Origin of the sequence: Lysinibacillus sp. NPDC096382 (genome assembly GCF_044762845.1) — a bacterium.
Taxonomy (GTDB): Bacteria; Bacillota; Bacilli; order Bacillales_A; family Planococcaceae; genus Lysinibacillus.
Genome location: NZ_JBIWFC010000006.1, coordinates 161,457 through 180,296, shown reverse-complemented (window position 1 = coordinate 180,296; position 18,840 = coordinate 161,457). Strand labels below are relative to the sequence as shown.

Here is an 18,840-nt window from a genome sequence, read left to right as displayed (position 1 = left end):
AGAGCAACTGAGCAACTGAGCAACTGAGCAACTGAGCAACTGAGCAACTGAGCAACTGAGCAACTGAGCAACTGAGCAACTGAGCAACTGAGCAACTGAGCAACCTAAAAAAGAATTCAGAGAAATAAATTAATGAACAGTTTATTATGCATTGTAAATATTAAAAGTAGACAACTCCAACATAATCCACAAATGAATCCCCATTCCCATTCCGATCTCATCATTTTCAGCTGTCATCCTTTCTTCTATTTATTCAATCACCCTTATCATGAATTTTACATCAAATTTAATTGATACATAATTTTTACTAGAGAGCAGTTATTCACTTTTTTTGAACTAAGGAATCAGGGGAGACACAAATTTTTAACGAGAGAGTCAGAAATATATTTTGAAACATGACCATTTTGAAGGTATCACTAATATTTCAATAGATATCTAAAAAAATATTAGCGTGTTGAAATTGAAATAGAGATATTTTCAAGAGGCTTCTTATTAAAAATGAAAATCATTTGATAAGGGGTAATATAATATGGAAAACACTGTAATTAAGGATAACAAAACATTTGTAGAGGGGTCATTCATTTCATTAACAGGGAAACGAGCAGTAGAGGTTTCAAAGTACTGGAAGGTTGAAATTTTGGAGGGCAGACATAAACAAGAATTAGTTTATGCTGTGAGATTAACAAGCACTTTAAATGGCGAATCCATTACATTTTCAAAGCCAGATATAGATGATGTTAGTCAGTCTAAGAAAATAGTAAGAAGACTAAGTGGTTTTGGCAAAATAAAATCTAGCTATATTAAGGAAATTTCCGAGAGCGTTAATGAAGCTCTATATGACCAGAAGGATAAAATAATAGTTGTACCTGATATTATGAGTATCTGGACAGAAAATATTCTTTTCGGAGTACCAACTGAAAAGTATTATGATATTATTTGCAAACATTATCGAGAAAATAAACATTTATTTCCTACAAAAAGCAGCAATGGATACCAACGCGATGTAAGTCATGGAGTCATCTTAGATGATAATGAAACCGAGAAAGGTAATATGCAAATAGCTATAAGAACAGGGATAGTTCAAAAATTATTTTCAATTACAGTAAGTCAAGAATACCATGAGGTTTTAAAAGCCTTGGTAATAATGGGGGTATTAGAGGGCGAAATTCGACAACGTGAAATTGAGTCGGAAAAAGTAATTGTGCAAAAAAAAGAGTCTCCTGATAAAGATATTTCAATAAATACTAAAACAACTTTTAAAACTAAGAGATCAGGTTTTGCTAAAAATAAAGTAGTAAACAATGAAAGCCTATCTGTAACTGTGTATATATTTAATATCGATACTGAGAAAGGAGAATAGGGTTATGCCATTTATAAAAATAATGCCTTATCCACTCAAATGTTTGGGTGGAAAGGCACAACTCATAGAGCAACTCGTGGCAATTATAGATGACTGTATTGAGCGTCATAATCTAGTAGGGGTAATAGATGCTTGCATGGGTGGGAACCGTATTTTCCTTACCCATCATCCTGAAAAAGAATTAGAGTTAAAGATAGCAAATGAAAAGGATATCGGCTTAGTTAAATTCTTCAGATGTTTGCAGGATTCATACCTTGCAGACCAATTGGTAGATGAAGTTTGGGGTATGTGGGATTTGTATGCAAATGAGACTTCTTTTACAGATGCTCGTAAAAGAAGGCGTGACCCTGGAATCCCAATGGTAGAGTCAGCAGCATTAACTTATATCATAACGGAGTTTAGTAGAGCAGCGGATAGACAAAATTTTAGTGAAGCAAATGCTAATAGAGGAATAGATCCAGAATCCCTAGATAAGCTTTTACACCTAGATGGCCTTTTAGAAGATGTTGAAATCAGACATGGTGACTGTTTCGATGTCATTCAAGAATATGCCCATAGAACGGATGTTTTACTGTTTGCTGACCCCCCTTACGTTAAAGTAGATGAGAAAACAGGTGAAGCAATAGAAACTCTGGGGTATGAAGATCCTTTTACCCTTCAAGACCATGAGAAATTATTGGATTATTTAATTACGACGAAGAATAAAGTCATTCTTTGCGGATACAAAAACCCAATTTATAAGAGAAGACTTGAAGATGATAAACAAAGTGGATTTAAAGACCACTTTGTTGGATTAGTGAATGTTTCTAGTTCATCAACTGGTAGAAAACAGGAAGAATTTATATGGTGCAACTTCGACTTTGATGAAGACTTATTACCAGAAAAGCCTTCAGATGATGACTACTAGAAGGTATATCCAATATTTTATAAGCATTTCTAATTAGGGGTATATGCTTGCCCCGTTTGTAAAAGGCTCTAGTTTTCTCGTTCAAATCGTTTTTAATGTATAGGTATATTTAACCCCTATAGTTTGTTTATGCCCGCTAAATAGGTGCTTAAAATCGGCTACAGGGGTATTTCTATTATTTGTTGTTTCTTGTTATTAAAAACGGGAGGAATTTTAATTGGGTAGTCTTACAGACGAACTATAATTTAGGGTAAAACTTAAAACTTGATTGATAATTTGATTAAGTCACCAGAGCAAGAGTTATATTGTTGTACCAGTTAAATATGTCGCTCATTATTATCAATGATTTCATAGTAAAAGTGTGATGATTATAAATGCGACTACAGTAACTAGTAACGCGGATGACTGGATTCTAAAAAAGGAGCAATTGACATGGTTAAGAAATCATCTAGTGAACTTTACTACAGTACAGAGAAAGAGGCGAGGAGAGGAAATAAAGTGAAGTTTAAAATTTATGATAGAGACACAGATAGCTATCACGACATAATTGTTATTATTGAGGATTATGAAATTGATAAACTTTGGGGTAAAAGAACACCAATTGTAGATATAGAAAGTACGGAAGTGGAAATAAAACCTTATTGGGATATAAAGCAACAAGTTGTTGCAGAATTAAGAAAAAATAAGGTGAAAATTTGCGGAGGAGTTTTCTACACAAAATATCAGAAGTATTCATTATTAATTGATTATAGATATGGACAGACTTATCATTTTAATAATCATATGTATAAGCATGAGATAAACGAACAAGATGGACAAGAGATTTCTTTACAGAAGTACGACTCTCTTGAGAGGATGTGCGTATATAGAAATGGTGTGTTCTATTCAGAAAAGAATAATTGGCTCATGAAAAGTAGTCAAGCATTTTCAAAGGGAGAATGTAGTGGTATTAAAATACACAGTGACTTTTATGGGGAAATTAAAATTAAAGACCACCAAATTATTGCTGCAATGTTTATAGGTCAAGAAGCAATTGAACTTACTATGGGTGAAAATGCAAAGTTTGAAATAAATCATAGAAATTTAAATAATAGCGATAACAGTTTTATGAACTTGGAAGTTATAACTGGTGATCAAAATAAGAAACATTCTAGGATTTTTAACAAACTTTTAGAGAGTAAGCTAGTAAAGAAACTAAAAGAAATAGGTGTAACAAATTATGAGATCAAAGGAAAAACCAATTTGTAGGAACTATATAAAAAGAAGGTGAAAATATAAGCGAGGTTAATCAAAACCTCGCTATTTTTTTTTTTCTATATATTGAAACTGAACAATCTAACCAAATAAAATCGCAGTTATATCCTCAAACCGGATATTGATAGTGATGTTCTGATATAACAGCAAATTTAAATTATCTTTTGTTAGTTGAGAGGAAGAAGGGTCAGTCGTTTCAGCAGATGCAGTAGGTGCTACGAGTGAAAATAGTAGCATGGCTGAGAGCATCGCATTTAGACTTTTACTCATGTGTGTAAGCCTCCTTATTTTGTTGTGAAAGAACAATGTTGAGCTTTTTACTCAACTAGTATAGTTAATTATCTCTCGTTATGTATCCAAATAAGTGGTTTTTGCCGTGTTCTTCGGAAATTAAATTATGTGCGAATGCAGTAAATACCCCTTAATTTTAAATTGAGATAACGCACCACAGAAAGTAGTGCGTTACAATGAATTAATATCCGTTTTAGTTAGGAATCAAGGTTCTGAGGTTTCGCTTTCTCTGGTTTGTTTTTGTACCAAATCCATATAGACCCAACTATACCCGTTACAAACAGAAGTACCGAGATTGCCTCAAGAACTTCGAAGGAAAGCATAAGAATACCTATCCCTGTCCAACCATCGTTTGTAATGATTAAAGCTATTTGCGATATAACTACACTTAATACAGGTGAAATAAGTACTATAGAGAATGCACCCCATAGCGATAGTTTGAAGTGCCATGAGCGATTACGACTAGTTGCATAAACTGTTAAGCAACAAAGTAATACAAATATGAATGGTAAAATTATAGCTACAACAATATAAGTAAATTGTGGACTCATTAGTTTAAACCTCCTTGTGTAAGGTTTCGAATATAATAAAAATCGATAGAACTTAACGTCCTATCGATTTCTTTTAAACAAAGGTATAGAAGATATAGCATTTGATTAGCGTACGTTAATGAAGTTTAACTGACTCACTTGTTTAATAGGTGCATATTTAATGTAGTCACCTTTTAGTACAGAGTCCTTATTAAATACTTTAAGGGACGACCCATTAGTGAACCACTGACCGTCTAACTCGATAATCAAATAGTCATGGTTTGCAGTAGGTGAATGTACTACAGCCGTGTTGTAGCCTAAAGCATCATAAATTGCCTGACTCGCGTAAGACTGTGATGTACAATCTATATCTCCCTTAATAAAGAAATCATAAGCACTCTCAGGTGGTCCCGCATCATTACTGCCTCCACCTGCAAAGTAACCTACATACGCTGTCGCTGCACCGAATTTAGCTAATGTGTCGAAAGAAACTCCAGATTTTATTGCATCTCCGTAACCAATCTCAAATGCATTAGCTGTAGTGTTTTCTTCACTTCTTGAAGCAGGATTTGTGCGGTCATGAATAACTGTAATTTCGCCATTCATTAGTTTCTCAAGTACCCCTAGTTCAAATGCATCATCTTGATGTTTAAGTTTCACATCAGAGTATGTCTTACCGTTTAGAGCTTTATTTATATGGTTCATTACTTGGTCATACTCAGCTTGGTTCTTTGTATTGTAAGTATGATTTTTGTACGATACCTTGATACCGTCTTGAGTGAATTGCTTAGTTGTATCAAGTTTACCGTACATGTCCGAGTAATCGTATTTTGTATGCTCAAAAGTAGGTGGTGCAGGGTTTTCAGATGAACCGTTAACTACTGGTGGTTGTGGAGTTTTAATACTACCACTACCTGACCCATCTTCAGTTTTATTTGCTAGTGTATCTTTGATTGAGCCTGCTTTGACAGCATCGTTGTAACGACCCATGAAGGCTACGATGTGCGCTCTAGAAAGCTTTGCGCTTGCGCCAAAGTTGTCTAGTGTTTGACCCTTGGATGGGTTTACCCCAGTCGTGATTCCGTTTGCGTACATGAAATCAACAGCTTGCTGTAGCGTTACTGTTTTTCCGTAGTGCATCGAAACCAACGCTTGCGCCATTTGACCTCGTGATACTTGCTGTTTTGCGAAACTCGCGTCTGACATAGAACCCTTTGTCATCATGCCGTGTTGGTTAGCGAAGAAGTATTCTACGTATGCAAAGTTTGAAGCTGTATCAGCTTTCATTGATGTCTTTGCATTTTCATAGTTGCCTCCGTCCTTGTAACGTAGCATAACGTTTAACATTTGATACTCAGTTAGGTTTCCTGAAGGGTCAATCCAGTTACCCACGCCTTTTGCAGGTTGTGTAGGATGCTTTTGGTTTTGATACCCCACAATCAGACCTTGGTCAACTGCCCACTTCATATCCTTTGCCCAGTAAGCCTTTGCGTCAAAGTCTTTATACTGACTTGCGGATAACTTTTGTGTTTGCTGTGGTTGTGCTTGCTGTGTTGTTGCTTTATCTTGCTTTAAGGCGTTTAAGTTAGGGTCAGCGTTGTTTCGTGGTGCGCCTGCTCCTGTTTCCCATTTATCACTTGAAAAGACCTCATACCCCTTTTCGAGAGATTCCTCGGTGGAGATGTATACTGCACCGTTATCCTCAGGTTCTGCGGTTGTCTCATTTAAGAGATCATTCGAAGCTGCCTTTGCTACCTTTCCATCCATTTGTAAAAATGAACCTACTACTAATGAACTCATCATTATCCCTTTTAGGCTAAAATTAATATATCTTCTATTATAATACATTTCTACACCTCCAATAATTTCATTTTATAGACTATTATTGGTAAAGTAAATGTGTATTTAAGTATTATATAGTAGAAAAATTTTAAGTCATGTAGGTATTTAATCTTGTACATTTGAGTTATAAAGATGAATATATTCCTTATATATAACTGTGATTTTGAAATAATGTCGTACCGTTTATAAAAAAGAAAGCTGGATTAAGGGAGATTGACAAAGTACCAACATTATGTCTTGACCAAGTACAATTTATGTTAGATTCAGACAACGCGGTGTAAGCTATATGTTTTTATATAAAAATTTGAAGGATAATTCTCTTTTGTGTTGAATTATAGGAAATAGGATCGAGGTGATGTTTATGTCATATAATCAAGTTGTTGGAAGTGAGGTTATTTTTCGACGGGTTATTCAATTAGCTGAAAATAGGGAATTCGAAGATAGAAATATAAATATAGAAAAAGTACCAGAAATGATTAACTTACTTGAACTTGAAAAATCGATGGAGTTGGATGCTCCATTACTTGAATATCTTAAATCATTGAGCTTTGATGAAATTAAGATGATTCAAGTAGTTATGCATTTAGGTAGAGGTAAGTATGAGGACCAACCAATAGGAGCCAAAGAAATATATGAAGATCAATTGGAACGTTTATTTGATGGAAAGGATTCAGAAACCAAAGAAATCAAGATTAACATTATTATAGAAAAGGTTCCGTTAGCAAGATTTTTAAGAACTGGGCTTAGTTTATTAGATGTTAAAATTGATGAAACAGAAAAGATTTAGAAATTCTAACGCTTTTCTTTTTAAAATCGAATCTAACTGTATCACGCAAGCACGTTGATTAATTAGTTTTCACCAAAAATATATATAAAAGAGAGATACCTATTGCGAGATATTAGATTGATTTCCTTGAGTAAGGACTACAAAAAATATCAAACTTTTTTATAAAAGTATGATTTAATTGAGTATAGAAAAGCGTGTTTTTGATTAATCTTTTTTCAAAACACGCTTTTTCTATTTGCTTTTATATCAAGGTTTTTAAAATAATCAAACTTTATTCCGAGGTTACAATAACGTGATTATTTATAATATCGCTGGGAATTTTATAAAAGAAAAGAACGAAGGATAAAAGAGGAAGAGGCTTTTATAAAAGCCATGTAATTTTTTATAAAAGGGACTGCCTTTTCTTTTGATTTTTTTAAAATAAATGTTTTTTGATTGTTTGCTAATTTATTTGCACTTGTTTGCAATATACGAGATGTAAACTAATTTATTGTAAACAGCTATTCACCCTATAATCATGCCATAAAAAATGCTTCTTCTATATTTCAGCTCATAATTCGTTACTTCCACGAATACATCCCCAGTTTATGATTTACCTACTGAGAAAATCAGCGGCCTTTTTTTATATTTAAACCAACGTACGCACTACTTTTATTTGTAGTAGTGATAGTTGATATTTTTAACAGTTTCCATCTAACCAAAATTACTAAATAGGGGAAACTTAATAAATTACTTATTAAAAATTACACTAATTTTCTACTAGTCATTATTTTGAAGGCTTTATCTCTTGAGGCTCTAGGGGATTCTGACACATAGAAATTTTAAAAAACAAACAGTATCAAAAGATTAAGTAGTTTTCCAACATTTTATTAAGTCTCCCAGAAGCATCTGCTAATCACAGAGAGGATGGAGCGAAATGGCTAAACTGATTTTCAGAAAGTTTATAGAAGCAAAAGAGCAAATAGAGGCATCACTGAGAAGAAAAGAAATATCTGGTGAAGACTTTTCATTAGAAACTAAACAATTATGCGCCCTAAAGCATATCTATGAATATATCAGAAATGATGAAACCTGGGCGGGGCAAAAGAGGTCTAGAATTAAAGCAATGATTTTCTTAAAAAATCATTGTGACTATGAAAAAACAAAAGAAGAGCTACATGCCAAAAGTAAAAACAGCATCGAAGTATCCATGAGCTACTTATCAAAAAAACTTGAGTCGAAAATTGGTGCAAATACGATTTACTTGATAAAGGAAGGGAAAGTGGATGAGGCTATCATTCAATTCGAAATAGGAACTGGGATGTTAAATCCGAAAGATTATGTCATCGAGGGACTGATTGATTTGTTACCTGCTCCAGTTCGTTCACACACTACATTATCGGCGTGTGAAAAGGAGCTAAAGCTCTTGCTAGTCTTTACACAAAACCACTTAACGGAGCTAGCTGCAAAATATAATCAGGAAAACTTGTCCTACCTAATGTATGTTCTTACATCACCGGATAGAGCGGTAGCTAATGATCGGAGAGTATTGTATCAATTATTAAAGGGAGAATTCAGTAGAGACACAGGCGGTGAATCTGTAGAATTAAAAGTCCAAATAGCAATGGCACTTGAAGAGTATGCAAATCGATAGGAGCCCTAGCTTTGTTTAGAAATTATCGTATCATACCCGAATAAGGAACAAAATGGACATGTTGTCAATGGTTAATGCTTCTTGTTAAGATAGGGGAAAACAGGAGCTAATCTAAAATGAATAACTATAATACGGGAAAATCAAGTATACCAGTTGAAAATTTATCAAATCAAAAGAGCAAGAAAAACAGAAGTGAGCCAACTGTTAAATCGACATCGGAAAGTAAAGAAGGGAAGACATACTATAAAATAACAACAGCCAATGCCCTATTATTTGCCGAGGGAAACAGGCTGATAGAAGAAATGAGCGAAGAAGAAAAAGCAAGATTAGGTAGTCAGTCAGATACTTTACATTTTATATGGTTACTTGGTTTTGCATCAAAACAAAAAACCCGAAAAATAGCGAATTATTATGGGGTCGAAGCTACAAAAATATCAACTCCGATAGGGGTGAAATTAAGAACGGATATTGATATTGAAATACCTTATTTGAAGGATGTGACTAAAAATAATAAGACGGGGATTGACCCAATAGAAGATTTTGACTATAGAATAGTGAAAGCAGGGGAAGAATTCAACCTGACTCTTTACGAGTTCATGTATTTAATCATTCGTGATGAATACAACGGCAGATTAAGTGTTAATGGGAAAGATTTTTATGCTTATCTCTCAGTAAAGGCTCATGCTTATGGAGAAGTTTATAAGTTGAAAGATAATGAAGAGAATGTTAAGAATTCAGGAATACAGTCGTCTAAAGATAAAAGAACCAATCTACTACCTACCCCTACTATTATTTTTGAAAAAGATAATGGTTCATCAAGAGAAAATATGGTTGACATTGATGTACGAAATGAAGAAGGAGAATGGTTTATTAAAGAAGAAGAATACAAACGGTTTGAGCCATTACTTAATAGAAGAAAGAAAAATAAAAGAAGTAAGATTGTAACGGTTAGTGAAGAGACTGAGTAATAATTCAAAAATCAAAACAAAGAAAGTAATGTTCTTGGATATCCTAATTAAATAGGAAAATATAGAGAGTTTCATTATTATCTTTGGGGAAGAAAGAAATTGAAATTAAAAAGGATTCATTTACAAATGTAAAACATATTTTAGAGAGTCAGAATAAATCTGTACTCTCTTTTTTTATTATTTTGGATACATCTATAGAGCTACGTTATAAATCAAAGCAAGATATAGGTTTGGTAAGCCATATCTTTCGCTTTTATAAAATAAATCAGAGTTAACATATTTGTTTAGAATGTGTATGGGTTTTGCATTTGTTAACCTTGAATGTTTATCCAAAGGAGTGGTCACAATGTTTGAAGTAAAATCGCATAGCTTTGTTGTCGATGGAATTAAATCTATAACGAAAGGGGTAATGTACTATTTTATAGAACAATCGTACATGGAGCATACATGGACATTGATAGCCTATAATATTCTTTCAAAATACATTGTAGATAACCAACTTAGCACCATAGTTCCTGAGCCAAGCAATATCTTTTTACATGAGAAGGTTCCAAATAGTATTAGGGTTCAATGTAACGTGTTCCCAAGCATAGGTATAGAACAGGGGGTTTTTGACGCTACCCATGAATTTGAACTCTACAGGGGAAATACCAAAATAGAAGAGGTCATGTTCCACACTGTTTATTTAAAGACAGATTTTACTAATGATGTACGTAACCTTATTATAAAGAACCTAATGCAAGGTATCATTGGTGATAAAAAGAAAACCATTTTGTTGGCAATTGTTACTCCAGATATGGACTGGCATATTGGAATAATTACAATGGAAGAAATACAACGAGTCTATAAATTTGCCGCTACTGGAATAGGTATTCAGGTTAATATTTATCAAAACCGTGAGGATGTATTAGATTTATTAAGGGAATTTTAATAGTAATTTATATATATAGATATGACTTATAGGGTAAGGAGTCCTAAAAGCTTCGGCTTATGGGGCTTCTTCTTTTTTTGATAATAAGGTCTAAAAATTTTTAAAAATAAACCTTTTCGCCCGTCTAAAAAAGAATTGTACTTTTTGCATTATTACGTTAACATACGAACACTTATAAGAAAGGGGTGCTAGTATGGGTTTGAATTTTTGCTATATGAGGGTTAGTACGACAGCTCAAAATCTAGATAGGCAAGAGGATGCTTTGATGAAATTTGCATCTTTCGATGAAAATGGTAAACCTTACTTATATTGTGATAAAGCTAGTGGAAAAGACATGCAGCGTGAGGGGTTTCAAGAAATGTTTCGTGCTATGAGACCTGGAGATACTTTATACGTAAAGTCGATTGATAGGATTGGTCGTAATAAGCATCAAATTAAACAGTATCTTGAAAAGTTAAGAAACAAACAAATTCGAATAAAGATAATTGATATTCCGACAACTATGCATGACTTTCCATCGGAACAAGATTGGGTTGCTGATATGATTAATAATATACTAATCGAGGTCTATACTTCTATCGCTGAACAAGAAAGAAATATAATCCTACAGCGCCAGCGTGAAGGAATTGATGCAGCAAAAGCAAAGGGTAGGCATTTAGGAAGACCTATAATTGAATATCCCCCTGATTGGAGCCATCTGTATAAACTTTGGGAAAAGGGCATTATTTCTTCAAAAGAATTCATGATTAAAGTCGATATGAAAAAATCAACATTCTATGCAAAGGTTAAAAAATACAGACAACAACAAAAAACATAGTAGTTTAAATACAGGATTAGAAAGGAGTATTGTATGGAAGAGAGTAAAACAGGTAGTGTATTACCATTAGAAAATTTAAGAGCTATACAATGTATGCGTAGATTATCACTCTCACGTAGCATCATTGATACTTACAAATATCAAAATAAGGTATTGAAAACATTCTATTATAACTTAAATCATATTGAGGAAACTGAGATGGATGCCCAAGATCGATTGATAGTTGACGAACTGGATAAGTACGGTAGAAAAGTATTTCATATCTTTCACTCCAGAGGGATGGTCGAGTATTCTCCGAATAAAAAGGATTGGATGATGAGGCGAGCGTATGTATTTATTAACAGAATAAGCAATGATCACAATATTAATTCAACTAGTCATAACGAAATAGGACAAGGGGTATTAGAAGCCTTTGTTATTTGTGATCCAATTGATACTGAAACAACAGAGATAATAGTAGACGGTGTTTTTTCGCCTATAAACTTATCAAAGATTAAAAATTTAAATGGAGAAGAAAAGGTATTTTGGCATATTGGAGAGATCTTTGATCAGAACAGTTAGGCGGATACTTTTTAGCTCATTCATTATCAAGTTAATTAACTTGATAATGAATGAGCTAGTTTTAAAAGCTTAAACGCAGAAATAGTAAATAAAAATTTACTATTTCTGCGTTTTTTATAGATAATAAATATACTGGTTTCTAGCAGTTATAGTTTAGTTTTTGTTACAATTATTTTGATAAGACTTCTAATTCCTTTATTCTATTTTGTACTAAACTTTCGAATATATCATTAAACTCTGTGCCATAAACTTTTTGGAAAGATAATATTTTATTTACATTATTAAACTGTTTTAATAAGTTACTTAGGACAACTCGAGTTAAGGTGTTTTTAAAGTCATTCCACTTCTCATCAAGAATTATCTTATCTCTTGCTGCATTTAAGTTTAAATTCCTCTCATTACTTAAATTAATAATAAAATTAACTGGGAAAGGTAGTTTTATTTTACCTTTCTCGTTATTCTTCCAAAAATCCGGACTTTCAAATATCTCATCATCGACTAAAATTCCTTTTAAATAAATCTTTCCATTTGTTGTGATATGTGTTGACCACCCGGTATTAGGGGCACCATCAATATCTATAGATTCTGATTCTTTTTGTATCATATTTGTATTTATTCGCAAAGTTTCACTTAATTCTATTTCCTCAAAATAATTAGTATTAATAATAATGTTAGTTAAAAACGTATCATCTTCTGCAAGTAAAGCAACTCTTACCTTGCCAAAAATCCCCTCTTCACATATATCAAGATCATAATATTTTATATACTGTGATTTCATTTTCCATTGGTGATCGTGATACAGTTCTATTTTATTGGTTTCAATACGCTCGTTATCAATAAATATTTCTATATCGTTTGAAAAATTTATTAGGTCCTCTACATATTTTTTTAGTGAGTTTTTATCTAGAGGTAAATTATGCTCTTCTTTTAATTTCAGTGTTATTTTAGTACCAACGATATTGTTAATTCCCTTGTTAAAGTAGAAAAGGCCTGATAAACCGTCGATAGTTAGATCTAATGGCTGTGAAGTCTTATATCTATCAATAATTTTAGTAGTTTGGACATCTACTTGATCTGCTATCATAAAAACAGATAAAAATCCGATACCAAAATTGGAAATAGGACTATAATTACTTTTAATATTAGTTTGTAGTTTCATAAATTCTTCTGATTTATAATAAGATTTACCTACATTTGAAAAGTAGTTCAAAATAATGTTCTCATCCATACCAATTCCGTTGTCTGTGATTTCTAAATAATATTCATTATGGCTATCTTCTAATAAATTAATGTTAATAACAGCCTTATATCCGGTCTCTCCCCAGTTCTTACTACAAATACTTCTCACTCTACAAGCATCTATTGCATTTTGAAGTATTTCCCTCAAAGCTACAGAACTATTTCCGTATAAACTAGTTCCCATTAATAACTTTATTATTTCTTGTTGATCCAAATTAAAACTCAAGTCTTTATAAGTATAAATTGGGTGACCATCGTAATCGACTTTTGCTCTAACCTCCGAAGTATTAACTTCATACGGTAAAGGCATATTATAAATATCTTTTAAATTTTCTCTCTGTCTATCGTACATACCATTTAGTGCTATTTTGCAATTATATAGCTCTTCTTCTATATAATTGCAAAATTCTTTTATTGTTTTCTCAATTGCAGGATGTTCACATTCTGCTGCGAACATTATTCGTTCACCGCTAATAGACCAAGATTGAATAGAGCGATGTTTTGACCATTCTTGTACACTAATTGGATTTTGAATATCCAAGTGATTGTATAACACATCAGGGGTTCTTTCAGCGTCAAAATCTAAAATATCTGCTAAGCGTAATACTATAGATAAAAATAAAGAATTTAAATATTCATCAGGTGCAACGGGAATTGAAGTATTGATTAAAGGATTATTAATTTCTAATATATTTTCGTTATGACTTTCACATATTTTAGATAGAAATCTTCCAAAGCTAAAATTTTTATACTTTAAACATTTTGCCCATACTTCGTTATTTTCTATATCCTGAATTATTTCTTTAATTTTTATAGAATGGTTAACCCGTATGTATTCCGTAATTCTATGACTTTCTAAAATTCTAGCTAATCCCAAATCTCCGGATTTATAAGCACGTTCAATTCGTTGCTTTAAAGATAAGTTAGATTCGCAATAGATATAAAAATTTTCTAACAGTATCTCTTCTTCATCACTTAACTTTTCATCTTTAGCTAGTAATCCTTTATATATTTTGATTTCTTTTTCTTTGGGAGCCATTCCTAAATCGTGAAAAAATGCACTTAATATTAATAAAGCTAGCTCTAAAGGTTGTAAGTTATTTAGTGTTGTTTCTGGGATTATTTTCTCCATTAAACTTAATATTCTATGTAGATGAGTTTCATCATGCAATGTGTACTCATCCATATAACGAATTACAGTTTTTGTTCTACCTTCTGCATATTCTACACCACTTTCAACTATGGAAAGCAATGATCTTACTTCGGGTTCATGGTGTGAATGTTCTAATAGTTTATTATAAATTTTAGAATAAGTAATAGATATCAAAATACTTACCTCCATGCAAATAATAATATTGGAAAATAATTACGTTTAATTAAAACACTCTTTTTTCTATTAATTTAGATACTTCTTTGTTTCCTTCTTTGTTTATAATACAGTTCAAAAATATTTCATTCAATTTGTTAGACAAGCTTCTTCAACTAGTTATGGTGAAATAGAACAAGGGATATTAGATGCCTTTGTTATTTGTGAACCCATTAATACAGAAGCATCTTAAGTATTAGCAGACGGTGTTTTTTCATCTAGTTTATCATAGATTAAAAATTTGGTTGGCGCAAAAAAAGTCATTTGGTCTTTTGAAGAGATATAAATGCGATTTTAAATGTTTAAAAGCGCTTAATAGAAGCAACTTCGCATTATAATTCCCTTCTAGAGGGAAGATTTTTATGACCGTATTCCGTATCAATTTAATTTGAGCAGAACATAGATTTACCTTATGAAGAAAAACAGCTACCATCAACTAGAAATAGTCGATGGCAGCTGTTTTTTTTCTATGATATTACATCTAAACCATCTACGACTATGAGTAGGAAGAGACCCTTGTTCCTAAAGTGTTTAGAATGTTGATATAATAGCGTTTATAAGGTGTATTTTGTTCGGAAGATACGTCATCTGAAACAAATTTATTTCAAAAAGAGAGCCTTTTTTGTTACTAATTATAGAGCTACCAGATGATTTTAAGTTGAATCAGCAAATTCAAGGGAGAAAACCAAAATACATTTAGATGTGTATATGGTGATTAACAAGATGGTAATGAATTTATGCGTGATGAAATGCAGATATAGAGGGGGAATTCCGCATTATAGTGAGGTGTGAAAATGGATGTAGGTAGCTTAATCACACATATGAATGGTAATGACGATTCGTGACGAAAATATAGTCGATATAAATCGATAATCTTTGTAAATAGATGATATAATTTATCATTATATGGATTGAGGGGTAAGAAAATGGCTGAACAATTAAATAAGAATGATTATATAAATCATCCTGATAAAATAGGTATGCTAAATTACTATTCTTTGGGAGAAACGACTGTGAAACAATTACAAAAAAATGTGATTATTTCATCTAAGACAAAAAAATTTCTATCAAAAAGGCCAGATGCATTAGTAACAGATGACCATAAAAATGTTTTGGTATTTATTGAAAATAAGGATATCGGTGCTCTAGATACTGAAGAAAGTATTCAAAAGGCGATAGATCAAGAGCTTGAAGTTGCTAAGGCTTTGAAGGCGCCTATTTATGTAGTTACTGATACAAAAAAATCTTATTGGTTAAATACGTTGACTGGAGAACGAATCTTAAATGAAAATGGGGAAGAATTACGTACAGTATTTAAACCTAATGAAAATAAAAAACAATTAGAGAAACTTATAAAAAAAATTGTGAGTTCAATTGACAAGCAAAATAATCAAATAAAAGAGATTGTTTATCTTGACCCAAGCGATTTAGCTACAGCAGTACATCAAAAAATTTGGATTGCTAAAAATTCTTCTCCGGAAACGTGTCTATATACTTTTGTAGAAATCTTTATTTTTAAGTATTTAAGTGATCTAGGTGTTTTAAATGGGGATTATTCATTTGATGCATTATGTAGAAAATATGAAGATGAAGATAATAGTGATGAATATGTTTTAGACTTTTATTTAGGTGCTACAGGTCCAAGAGAAAAAATAAAGAGTTTATTCCCAGCTGGTGAAGATGGAACAACAGTCGTTAATGGTGATATTTTCCATGTTGTTAGAGATAGAGATGGTGAATATGTGAAGAATGGTGACGGTGCAACTTTTAAAAACATTATTGAAGAATTTAAAAAATATGAAGAAAAGTTTGGCAAATTTTTAAATGTAGATAAGGACTTTAAATCAAAGTTGTTTGAATCATTTTTAAAGAATGAGAAAGATAAACAGAAAATGGGGCAATTCTTTACGCCGCTAAAAGTAGTAGAGCAAATGAACCGCATGATTGAAATAAAGGAGGGCATGAAGATATGTGATCCTGCTTGTGGTGTAGGTAAATTCTTATTAGAAGCAATTGAACCAGAAATAGAAAATTTGTATAAATTCAAAGTAACGAGAGAAAATGGTAGAGATATAGTAAGTTTAGATAGTAAAGTCGAAATCTATGGTTTTGATAAATATTCTGAAGATAACTCTGATAGAACTATTATATTAGCTAAAGCTAATATGCTTATTTATTTTTCTAAATTAATTACTGAAAATCCAAGTCCGACATATACTCGAACATTAGCTAATGAACTATTTAATAAATCCTTTATTATGAAAAAAAGTAATTTAGGATCATTAGAAGATTTAGAAGAAGACAAATATGATGTAATACTTACAAACCCACCTTATGTTGTAAATGGTAGTGCAGATATAAAGAATGCAGCTAAAGATACTAAGCAATATACATGGAATGGTTTAGGGCTAGAAGCTTTATTTATGGAGTGGATTGGAAAATCACTTAGAGAAAATGGCACAGCTTTAATTGTAGTTCCAGATGGAATCTTTTCAAATTTAACAAATAAAACATTGAGAACAGCTATTTTAAAAATGTGTAAAATTGAAGCAATTATAAGTTTACCTATAAATACTTTCTTTGGTACTCCAAAGAAAACATATATTTTAGCATTAAAGAAAAAGGTTACTGATGAACTAGGAGATACAAAAAAACAAGAGACACCTGTTTTTACTTATATTTGTAATTCTATTGGTGAAACTTTAGATATATATAGATTTGATACAGATGAAAATGATTTAGAACAGGCTGTAAATCAATATAAACTTTATCAAGCTACGAATGAGAAAGATAAGTTTAAAGCAATTTTATATGATGAAAATGAGGTTCCTTTTTATGATAAAAAAATGAAGTTAGTTCCAATAGAATATTTTTACACAAATGTAGGGAAAGATTGGATAGTTGATAACCTATGGAGTGATGAAGAAAAAATTGAATTAGGTTTTAAAAAACAATCTAATGTGTTGAGTGTAGACGATCTTCAATCTTTAATCGATGTTATTGTAGAGGATATGAGCACTTATAAGGAGGATTTGAAGTGTCTGATGTAGTTTATAACGAGGTTGAACTTGATGAAATAATTGATTTCTCCCAAAGTAAAACTAATGGCAGTTTTTTTACTAAAACACTAATTAATAATTTTAAAGGTTTGATTCCTGTTTATGGTGCTTCTAAAGATGAAAATGAAGTAGGTTATGGATATGTAGTTGATAACCTAGAAATTCAGGATAAAAGAGGGAAAAAGGTTAAAGTAAAGTATTTTGAAGACTGTCTAACATGGAATATAGATGGTTCAGCCGCTATCTTTTATAGAGAAGGGAAATTTAGCCTTTCAGAAAAGGTTATTCCATTGATACCATTCGATGGAGTAAGAGAGTCGGTTGATTTAGATTATATAAAAATTTGTATTGAGAACTCTAAAGAAATGAATAATTTTAGTTTTTCTAACAAGGCTGGTAAAAGTAAGCTTAAAGAAATAAAAATACGTATACCTGTTAATGAGCTAGGTTATGACCTTAAGTTACAAAAAGAATTTGTTAAAAAGTATAAAGCTTTAATGGGTACCCAAAGTAAATTAGAGGGTTATAAAACGACTCTTGAAAATGCCTTGGTTGAAGCAGATTTTACAAATGAATATAAACATATCGAACTTAAAATCAATCAGTTATTTACTCCTATGAGTGGTGGTATGCAATACACAAAAACATTCTGTAATAAAAACAAAGGAGAATATCCTATTTACTCTGGGAACACTAAATCAGAATTTGCGAGTATAAATAATTATGATTATGATGGGAAATACTTAACATGGTCAATTGATGGTTTGGCAGGATATATTAAGGTTCTTGATGGGAAGTTTTCAATCACAAACCATAGAGGGATTTTAATTCCAAAAGAAGAAGTTGATTTTACATTGTTAGACATAGAATATCTTAAATATATAATAGAACCCATATTTAGAAAACACATTAAAGGTCGTATGGGGCATGATGGACAAAATGAATACACAAGTCTAAAGCTGAATGCAGTAAATAAAATAGAGCAGAAAATATTGGTTCCTGTAAATGATAATGGAGATTTTGATTTAGAAGCACAGCGAGAAATTGCAGAGAAGTTTAAAAAAATTAATAAAGTGAAAAACGGAGTGTGTGAAAAGATAGGTTCAATACTAGAGAAAAAGATAGCTATATTCGAATGAATTTAATCCCGAATATTTCGGATACGACTCTCTTTTTATACCAAATTTAATTTCATATATCCGTTATCGAAGTTGAATAGTGTTGTAAAATACCCTTTCATCTGCGACAATTGAGTGGGAATAAGATGACATACCTTATGACTCGTAAGAGGGTTG

The 18,840-nt window shown here is 31.9% G+C and carries 15 protein-coding genes; 11 read left to right on the top strand and 4 right to left on the bottom strand.

Annotated elements, in window-relative coordinates; translation table 11 throughout:
- Positions 1-529: 529 nt before the first annotated feature.
- The 3 genes from ACIQZA_RS11395 to ACIQZA_RS11385 all read left to right on the top strand — a co-directional run bounded on the left by ACIQZA_RS11395 (position 530) and on the right by ACIQZA_RS11385 (position 3,515).
- Positions 530-1,360 (top strand): hypothetical protein, encoded by an 831-nt coding sequence (locus tag ACIQZA_RS11395; protein WP_402881651.1) that lies wholly within the window; start codon positions 530-532, stop codon positions 1,358-1,360.
- 4 nt (positions 1,361-1,364) lie between these two features.
- Entirely contained in the window at positions 1,365-2,267 is a 903-nt protein-coding gene (locus tag ACIQZA_RS11390; RefSeq protein WP_402881649.1) for a DNA adenine methylase, read from the top strand.
- A 432-nt stretch (positions 2,268-2,699) separates the two neighbouring features.
- Positions 2,700-3,515, top strand: a complete 816-nt coding sequence (locus tag ACIQZA_RS11385; RefSeq protein WP_402881647.1) for a hypothetical protein — start codon at positions 2,700-2,702, stop codon at positions 3,513-3,515.
- Between the two features lie 87 nt (positions 3,516-3,602).
- On the opposite strand, the gene ACIQZA_RS11380 is transcribed toward ACIQZA_RS11385, so the two are convergent.
- The 3 genes from ACIQZA_RS11380 to ACIQZA_RS11370 form a co-directional block, all read right to left on the bottom strand.
- A complete protein-coding gene (locus tag ACIQZA_RS11380) occupies positions 3,603-3,791 on the bottom strand; it encodes a hypothetical protein (RefSeq protein ID WP_402881644.1) in 189 nt (62 codons plus the stop codon).
- Positions 3,792-4,009: 218 nt separating this feature from the next.
- The gene (locus ACIQZA_RS11375; RefSeq protein WP_402881642.1) at positions 4,010-4,363 is read right to left on the bottom strand and encodes a hypothetical protein; all 354 of its coding nucleotides are present in this window, start codon (positions 4,361-4,363) and stop codon (positions 4,010-4,012) included.
- 105 nt (positions 4,364-4,468) lie between these two features.
- Positions 4,469-6,190 (bottom strand): hypothetical protein, encoded by a 1,722-nt coding sequence (locus ACIQZA_RS11370; protein WP_402881640.1) that lies wholly within the window; start codon positions 6,188-6,190, stop codon positions 4,469-4,471.
- Positions 6,191-6,545: 355 nt separating this feature from the next.
- On the opposite strand from ACIQZA_RS11370, the gene ACIQZA_RS11365 reads away from it, so the two are divergent.
- The 6 genes from ACIQZA_RS11365 (at position 6,546) to ACIQZA_RS11340 (ending at position 11,881) form a co-directional block, all read left to right on the top strand.
- Positions 6,546-6,971, top strand: a complete 426-nt coding sequence (locus ACIQZA_RS11365; protein WP_402881639.1) for a hypothetical protein — start codon at positions 6,546-6,548, stop codon at positions 6,969-6,971.
- 916 nt (positions 6,972-7,887) lie between these two features.
- Positions 7,888-8,604: a vWA domain-containing protein gene (locus tag ACIQZA_RS11360; RefSeq protein WP_402881637.1), complete on the top strand. Its 717-nt coding sequence runs from the start codon at positions 7,888-7,890 to the stop codon at positions 8,602-8,604.
- Positions 8,605-8,720: 116 nt separating this feature from the next.
- A complete protein-coding gene (locus ACIQZA_RS11355) occupies positions 8,721-9,572 on the top strand; it encodes a hypothetical protein (RefSeq protein ID WP_402881635.1) in 852 nt (283 codons plus the stop codon).
- A 346-nt stretch (positions 9,573-9,918) separates the two neighbouring features.
- A complete protein-coding gene (locus ACIQZA_RS11350; RefSeq protein WP_402881634.1) occupies positions 9,919-10,503 on the top strand; it encodes a hypothetical protein in 585 nt (194 codons plus the stop codon).
- Between the two features lie 193 nt (positions 10,504-10,696).
- Positions 10,697-11,320, top strand: a complete 624-nt coding sequence (locus ACIQZA_RS11345; protein ID WP_402881632.1) for a recombinase family protein — start codon at positions 10,697-10,699, stop codon at positions 11,318-11,320.
- A 33-nt stretch (positions 11,321-11,353) separates the two neighbouring features.
- The gene (locus tag ACIQZA_RS11340) at positions 11,354-11,881 is read left to right on the top strand and encodes a hypothetical protein (protein WP_402881630.1); all 528 of its coding nucleotides are present in this window, start codon (positions 11,354-11,356) and stop codon (positions 11,879-11,881) included.
- Between the two features lie 169 nt (positions 11,882-12,050).
- On the opposite strand, the gene ACIQZA_RS11335 is transcribed toward ACIQZA_RS11340, so the two are convergent.
- On the bottom strand, positions 12,051-14,447 hold the full coding sequence (locus tag ACIQZA_RS11335) for an HD domain-containing protein (protein ID WP_402881628.1): 2,397 nt from the start codon (positions 14,445-14,447) through the stop codon (positions 12,051-12,053).
- A 965-nt stretch (positions 14,448-15,412) separates the two neighbouring features.
- Between ACIQZA_RS11335 and ACIQZA_RS11330 the strand changes: the two genes are divergently transcribed.
- Positions 15,413-17,536, top strand: a complete 2,124-nt coding sequence (locus ACIQZA_RS11330; protein ID WP_402881625.1) for an HsdM family class I SAM-dependent methyltransferase — start codon at positions 15,413-15,415, stop codon at positions 17,534-17,536.
- Positions 17,524-18,684: a restriction endonuclease subunit S gene (locus tag ACIQZA_RS11325; protein ID WP_402881623.1), complete on the top strand. Its 1,161-nt coding sequence runs from the start codon at positions 17,524-17,526 to the stop codon at positions 18,682-18,684. The genes ACIQZA_RS11330 and ACIQZA_RS11325 overlap by 13 nt, the downstream gene beginning before the upstream one ends.
- Positions 18,685-18,840 lie beyond the last annotated feature (156 nt).

Bases quoted from the DNA above. Each gene is read 5' to 3' on its own strand.
- ACIQZA_RS11395 (WP_402881651.1), top strand. From the start codon at position 530: ATGGAAAACACTGTAATTAAGGATAACAAAACATTTGTAGAGGGGTCA.
- ACIQZA_RS11390 (WP_402881649.1), top strand. From the start codon at position 1,365: ATGCCATTTATAAAAATAATGCCTTATCCACTCAAATGTTTGGGTGGA.
- ACIQZA_RS11385 (WP_402881647.1), top strand. From the start codon at position 2,700: ATGGTTAAGAAATCATCTAGTGAACTTTACTACAGTACAGAGAAAGAG.
- ACIQZA_RS11380 (WP_402881644.1), bottom strand. From the start codon at position 3,791: ATGAGTAAAAGTCTAAATGCGATGCTCTCAGCCATGCTACTATTTTCA.
- ACIQZA_RS11375 (WP_402881642.1), bottom strand. From the start codon at position 4,363: ATGAGTCCACAATTTACTTATATTGTTGTAGCTATAATTTTACCATTC.
- ACIQZA_RS11370 (WP_402881640.1), bottom strand. From the start codon at position 6,190: ATGTATTATAATAGAAGATATATTAATTTTAGCCTAAAAGGGATAATG.
- ACIQZA_RS11365 (WP_402881639.1), top strand. From the start codon at position 6,546: ATGTCATATAATCAAGTTGTTGGAAGTGAGGTTATTTTTCGACGGGTT.
- ACIQZA_RS11360 (WP_402881637.1), top strand. From the start codon at position 7,888: ATGGCTAAACTGATTTTCAGAAAGTTTATAGAAGCAAAAGAGCAAATA.
- ACIQZA_RS11355 (WP_402881635.1), top strand. From the start codon at position 8,721: ATGAATAACTATAATACGGGAAAATCAAGTATACCAGTTGAAAATTTA.
- ACIQZA_RS11350 (WP_402881634.1), top strand. From the start codon at position 9,919: ATGTTTGAAGTAAAATCGCATAGCTTTGTTGTCGATGGAATTAAATCT.
- ACIQZA_RS11345 (WP_402881632.1), top strand. From the start codon at position 10,697: ATGGGTTTGAATTTTTGCTATATGAGGGTTAGTACGACAGCTCAAAAT.
- ACIQZA_RS11340 (WP_402881630.1), top strand. From the start codon at position 11,354: ATGGAAGAGAGTAAAACAGGTAGTGTATTACCATTAGAAAATTTAAGA.
- ACIQZA_RS11330 (WP_402881625.1), top strand. From the start codon at position 15,413: ATGGCTGAACAATTAAATAAGAATGATTATATAAATCATCCTGATAAA.